A 694-nucleotide genomic window follows, 5' to 3' on the forward strand; every position below is an offset into this window, starting at 1 on the left:
TTCCATCCGGACCACAATCTGCGGCTACACTCAGATCACCTCCGCTAATTGGAATTTGCTCCCCACCTCCGGCTTCTTGAGCGGTGAGCAGAATCGGATGAGGGACGATGATTTCCTCGGAATCACGATACGCACAAGCCGATAGCAAGCTGACACAAGCAATAAAGATAATTGCACGAACAGCATATTTATTAAGTGCTGCCATATCAGTACTCCACGTTTCCCTTAAGGTAACTGGTCGTATACGCCATCTCGTAAACAGCTAAATGCCCCTTGGTCTCACTCAAACCTTTCACGATGATGCCAAGGTTATCGCGTTTATCCTCGGGCATTCCTTCAGCGCCAGGAAAAGACGTCTCCAACCACACATCCACATCACTAGAGGACAGCTCATTACCCAAAGCAAGACGGTCAAGGTCTGCGCGGGTGATATGACCAGCATCGTAAAGAGTCTTCACTATCGCATTCATGCGTGCTTCAAAAGACTCTTCAGCTTGCTGGGCTTTATTCTCCAGGGCGAGGTTTTCATGACGAGCCAGGGATTCTTCCAGCCTTTGGGCCCCGGCGTCGAGGGCTTGTTCGGCCAGGAAGTCAGCGGCTTGTCCGACGAGGGGAATCTTGTCGAGGGGAGCCTCTTTGGCCAGGTCCTTGCCTAACCCAATCCAGGCTCGGATTCTTTCATCAGCCGCTCTGC

General features: G+C 51.9%; 2 protein-coding genes. Both read right to left on the minus strand.

Annotated elements, in window-relative coordinates; all coding sequences use genetic code 11:
• Positions 1-205, minus strand: a 205-nt coding sequence (locus EII11_RS10355) for a hypothetical protein (protein ID WP_133306634.1), incomplete at its 3' end; no start/stop codon positions are given.
• A gap of 1 nt (position 206) precedes the next feature.
• A partial coding sequence (locus tag EII11_RS10615; RefSeq protein WP_165867166.1) for a hypothetical protein occupies positions 207-694 on the minus strand: 488 nt, incomplete at its 5' end.

The organism is Schaalia canis (assembly GCF_003858455.1).
Taxonomy (GTDB): Bacteria; Actinomycetota; Actinomycetes; order Actinomycetales; family Actinomycetaceae; genus Pauljensenia; species Pauljensenia canis.